This is a genomic window from Micromonospora yasonensis, from assembly GCF_026013475.1.
GTDB classification, from domain to species: Bacteria; Actinomycetota; Actinomycetes; order Mycobacteriales; family Micromonosporaceae; genus Micromonospora; species Micromonospora yasonensis.
This window is the reverse complement of record NZ_JAPDPH010000351.1, coordinates 1-4,833: the sequence shown is the minus strand read 5'-3', so window position 1 is coordinate 4,833 and position 4,833 is coordinate 1. Positions and strand designations below refer to the sequence as shown.

5 protein-coding genes and 1 pseudogene are annotated in these 4,833 nt (G+C 72.4%); 3 read left to right on the top strand and 3 right to left on the bottom strand.

Annotated features, from left to right (window positions below):
- Positions 1-290: GNAT family N-acetyltransferase (locus ONA70_RS34790; RefSeq protein ID WP_265010730.1), on the bottom strand; the 290-nt coding region annotated here is incomplete at its 3' end.
- Between the two features lie 184 nt (positions 291-474).
- Between ONA70_RS34790 and ONA70_RS34785 the strand changes: the two are divergent.
- Both ONA70_RS34785 and ONA70_RS34780 read left to right on the top strand, forming a co-directional pair.
- Positions 475-738, top strand: a pseudogene (locus ONA70_RS34785) (3-keto-disaccharide hydrolase); the annotation flags it as partial.
- A 209-nt stretch (positions 739-947) separates the two neighbouring features.
- Entirely contained in the window at positions 948-1,625 is a 678-nt protein-coding gene (locus ONA70_RS34780) for an OmpL47-type beta-barrel domain-containing protein (RefSeq protein WP_265010729.1), read from the top strand.
- Between the two features lie 62 nt (positions 1,626-1,687).
- Here ONA70_RS34780 and ONA70_RS34775 read toward each other — a convergent pair whose 3' ends face one another.
- Both ONA70_RS34775 and ONA70_RS34770 read right to left on the bottom strand, forming a co-directional pair.
- A complete protein-coding gene (locus ONA70_RS34775) occupies positions 1,688-2,695 on the bottom strand; it encodes a LacI family DNA-binding transcriptional regulator (RefSeq protein WP_265010731.1) in 1,008 nt (335 codons plus the stop codon).
- 88 nt (positions 2,696-2,783) lie between these two features.
- Complete coding sequence (locus ONA70_RS34770) at positions 2,784-3,539, bottom strand: maleylpyruvate isomerase family mycothiol-dependent enzyme (RefSeq protein WP_265010728.1); 756 nt, start codon at positions 3,537-3,539, stop codon at positions 2,784-2,786.
- A 70-nt stretch (positions 3,540-3,609) separates the two neighbouring features.
- On the opposite strand from ONA70_RS34770, the gene ONA70_RS34765 reads away from it, so the two are divergent.
- Positions 3,610-4,701, top strand: a complete 1,092-nt coding sequence (locus ONA70_RS34765) for a UDP-N-acetylmuramate dehydrogenase (RefSeq protein ID WP_265010727.1) — start codon at positions 3,610-3,612, stop codon at positions 4,699-4,701.
- Positions 4,702-4,833 lie beyond the last annotated feature (132 nt).

The window sequence follows — 4,833 nt, the reverse complement described above, 5'->3', positions numbered from 1 at the left end:
TCGAGGAGCGCGCTGCCGCCTCCCCGGAGCCGGTGTTCCGGGTGTACGTGCAGGGTGGACACCTCGCCGATGTCCGGCTCCGAGGTCTGGCTGTTCCGGTACGCCGACACCCAGCCGACCACCCGCCCGTCCGCCTCAGCCACCCAGGCGGCCCAGTTTTCCTCGGGCGGTGGATCGGCGATCATCTGGCGGGTCGACTCGACCCCGCGCACCAGATACGGGTGGACCACGGCGCGCAGCGCGACCACGGCGGGCGCGTCCTCAGGGCGGGCAGGGCGGATCGCGAGCATCCGCCGACGGTAGCCGTGGGCCCGGGAAGGCGCGACGGGTTAATCCCGCCCCCACTTTTCCTCTCCATGGGGAAAGTTCCGCTCGCACCATCAGAACTTTTGTCAACGCCCTCTGTCCTTTGTGTTTCAGGGCCGTTAACGTCCGCGTAGAAGTTGATCGATCAAGTGAGGAGGTGCCGTGTAGATCGACGCCACGGACGCGCCGGAGCGGACGACGGGGGCGATCTACAGCTTCCAGTCGGCCGACCTGGCGGCCCGGGACGCCGCGCTCAAGCCCCCGGGGCAGTGGAACTTGTACGAGATCGTCGTACGGGGCCAGAGCATCGTGGTCTACCTGAACGGCACGAAGATCAACCAGTACGTCAACACCGACCCGGCGCGGATGCGGCAGCCCAGCTACGTCGGCATCCAGAACCACGGCGACGGTGACGACGTCTACTTCCGCAACATCCGGCTCAAGCCGTTGCCGGCGGACACCGTCGCGCCCACCACCCGGGCGACGACCTCGCCGGCCGAGCCGGACGGCGCGGGCGGCTGGTTCCGCGCCGACGTCACGGTGACCCTCAAGGCCACCGACGCGGACAGTGGTGTGGCGCGCACCGAGTACCGGACCGGCGGCGGGTGGACCCCGTACACCGGACCGACCAGACGTCCGGGGTGGCGAAGATCGAGTACTCGCTCGACGGTGGCGCCTGGACGGCGTACACCGACTCGGTGGAGGGGCGCGGCGACGGTGACCACACGCTGCGGTACCGCGCGACGGACCAGGCGGGCAACGTCGAGGGCGTGAAGTCCGCCGTGCTGAAGATCGACGGTACGGCCCCGGCGGTCCTCCTCTCCGGGGTGGCGGCCGGTGCCCAATACGGCGACAGCCAGGACGTGCGGATCACCTACTCGGCGACCGACGGCACCTCGGGGGTCGCGTCACTGGCCGGGACGCTCGACGGACGGCCGATCCTCGACAACACCCTGCTGGCGCTCTACGACCTGGCGCTCGGCGAGCACACGCTGACCGTGGTGGCGTGCGACGAGGCGGGCAACCGGTCGACCCGGTCGATCACGTTCACCGTGACGACCTCCGTCGAGGACATGGGCAACCTGGTGGACCGATTCCGGGCCACCGGCTGGCTCTCCGCCGCGAGCGCCACGGAGCTGCACAAGCCGCTCGACCGGGCCGCCAGGTTCGTGGACCAGGGGCGCGACAAGCAGGCGGTGCGGGAGCTCCAGTCGGTCAAGCAACTGGCCGGTGATCCCAAGGTCGTACCGAACGCCGAGGTGCGGGCCGTCCTGGTCCGCGACGCGGACGCGGTGATCGCAGGATTGTCCGGGTCGTAGGACCCCGGACGGGACGGCCGGGGCCGGGGGTGTGAACTCCCCGGCCCCGGCCTCCGCCTGAGCTAGGCGGACTCGCGGACGACCAGTTCGGTCGGCAGCATGAGGGCCCGCTCGACCTCCTCGCCCGCCGCGATCCGGAGCAGCTGCCGGGTCATCGCCCGACCCAGCTCCACGATCGGCTGCCGGATGGTGGTCAGCGGCGGCTCGGTGTAGGCCGCCGTCTCGATGTCGTCGAAGCCGATCACCGCGACGTCCTGCGGCACCCGCCGCCCCGCCTCCCGGAGGGTACGCAGCGCGGCGTGCGCCATCAGGTCGGAGGCGGCGAAGACCGCGTCCAGGTCCGGGTGCGCGGCGAGCAGCTGCCGCATGGCCGCCGCGCCCGACTCCCGGGTGAAGTCGCCGTACGCGACCAGCACCGGCAGGCCGGCCTCGGTGACCGTGTTGCGGTAGCCCTCCAGCCGCTCGATGCCGGCGACCATGTCCTGCGGGCCGGCGATGGTGGCGATCCGCCGCCGGCCGCTCTCGATCAGGTACCGGACCGCCCGGGCGACCCCGCCGACGTGGTCGACGTCGACGTACGGCACGTCGGCGCCGTCCAGCGGCCGGCCGCTGCACACCACCGGGATGCCCAGCCGGGCCAGCCTGCCCGGGAGCGGGTCCTCGCCGTGCAGCGAGGCGAAGAGCACGCCGTCCACGTGCCGGCCGGTGGTGTACCGCTCGACCCGTTCGTGCCCGGCCGGCGAGCCGGCCAGCATCAGCAGGAGCTGCTTGTCCGCCGCCTCCAGCTCCTGGGCCGCCCCCCGGATGATCCCCGGGAAGACCTGGTCGTCGGAGAAGACCCGGGTGGCCGCCTCGGGCATGACCAGCGCGACCGAGTCGGTGCGCTGGGTGACCAGGCTGCGGGCGGCGAGGTTCGGGACGTACCCGAGCTCCGCCACCGCCCGGCGGACCGCCTGCTGGATCGACTCCGCGACGGTGGTGGAGCCGTTGACCACCCGGGAGACGGTGGCCCGGGACACGCCTGCCCGCCTGGCCACCGCTTCCAGGGTCGGCCGTTGTGCCGTCGTCATCCGGTATCCCTCGGCCCGTTCGAAGTTGTCCAGCACCGACCATACGAGATGACCGCGCAGGTCCACCCCGCAGGCGATGGCCCGGCGGTCAGCCCACCCGCAGCCCGGTTAGCAGCCGGCGGTCCCCGGCCACGCCGAGGGTGTCGAAGCCGATCCGCCCCATCAGCGCCAGTAGCAGGTCGCTGGCGGTGCCGGTGACCTGTGCCCGGGCGCGGTGGTCGTCGTGGTCCAGGATGGTCGCGGTGTCCAGGAGGGCCACCCCCTCACCGCGCAGCCGCAGGTACCAGTCCTGGGCCGCGTCGGTCGCGGTCAACTGCACCACCCCGTGCCACTGGCCGGACTCGATCCGCCGCCCGGCCGGCAGCCAGGTGTCCAGCACCTCGCTCACCCCGTCGGCCGCGAGCTTGGCCTCGATCGGCTCCCCCGCGCCGATGGCGAGCTGGGCGTCCCAGCGGTGGACCGCGGTCTCGTGCGCCACCCGGCGCGGCCAGAACCCGGCCTTCTTGGGCTGCGGCGCGAAGTTCCACGCCGGGGCCTCCACGTCGAGCCCCTCGAAGAGCGCCATCAGCTGGTCGTACTCCTGCCGGTACCACTCGACGGGGGTCAGCCCGGCCGGCGGCTCCGGGTCGCGCCGCTCGGGTCGGGTGGTCGTCCCGGCAGTCAGGACCGTGCGGGCCCAGACGTAGACCCGGGTGAGGTGGTGCGCGAGGTCGGTGACCGTCCAGCCGGGACAGGAGAGCACCGGTGTCTGCGGGGGCGCCTCCGCGACGGCGACGGCGAAGGCGGGACCCTCCGTCCGCAACGCGCCGATCCAGAAGTCCTTCGTGCCGTGCAGTCTGCTCATCCCAATCCTCCCGGGGGTGACCGGGCCACCAGTGGGTGCCGCGGCTACCCCTCAGCCTAGGGTGAAAGGCGTGTCAGACGTCTACGCCGAACCGGCGACCGGAGCCGCCCCGACCGACCCGGCCACCCTCGCGCGCTACACCACACTCCGCCTCGGCGGCGCCGCCGGTCGGTTGGTGATCGCCACCACCGCCGACGAAATCGTACAAAAGGTGCAGGAAGTGGAGTCGCGGGACGAGCCGATCCTCGTCCTCGCGGGCGGCAGCAACGTGGTGATCGGCGACCAGGGCTTCCCCGGCACGGTCGTGCTGATCCGGTCCCGGGGCTTCCGGGTGGTCGCCGAGGACGCCGACACGGTCACCGTACGGGTCGAGGCCGGCGAGCCCTGGGACGACCTGGTCGCGGCCACCGTGGAGCGCGGCTGGTCGGGGCTGGAGTGCCTCTCCGGCATCCCCGGCTCGGCCGGCGCCACCCCGATCCAGAACGTCGGGGCGTACGGCCAGGAGGTGGCCGAGACGATCACCGGCGTCGAGGCGTACGACCGCACGCACGGCGAGGTGGTGCGGATCGACGCGGTGGACTGCGGGTTCGCGTACCGGGGCAGCATCTTCAAGTACAGCGACCGCTGGGTGGTGCTCACGGTCGACTTCCGGCTCGCCCGTACCCCGGTCTCCGGCCCGGTCCGCTACGCCGAGCTGGCCCGCGCGCTCGGCGTCGAGGTGGGCGACCGGGTGCCGCTGGCCGACGCCCGTGCCACCGTGCTGCGGCTGCGCGCCGGCAAGGGCATGGTGCTCGACGCGGACGACCCGGACACCTGGTCGGTGGGCTCGTTCTTCACCAACCCGGTGCTGGAGCGGGAGGCGTACGAACTGCTCCGGGAGCGGGCCGCCGACCTCGGCGAGCCGCCGTCCTGGCCGGGCGCGGGGGACGTGGTCAAGGTCAGCGCCGCCTGGCTGATCGACAAGGCCGGTTTCGGCAAGGGGTACGCGGGCCCGGAGGGGGTCGCCATCTCCAGCAAGCACACTCTGGCCCTCACCAACCGCAGCGGCACCGCCCGCACGGCCGCCCTGGTCGCCCTGGCCCGGGAGATCCGCGACGGCGTGCACGACCGCTTCGGCGTCACCCTCCACCCCGAACCCGTCCTCATCAACTGCATCATCTGACCCACCCGCTTTCTCCCCGCACCCCAACGCCTCGCCGATCTTGCACTCACGGTTGCCCTTTTGTGCCGGTCTAGGCGGTTTTATTCCCGCCAAAAGTGCAAGATCGCCGAGCGGGGGGCGGGCGGGAGTGGG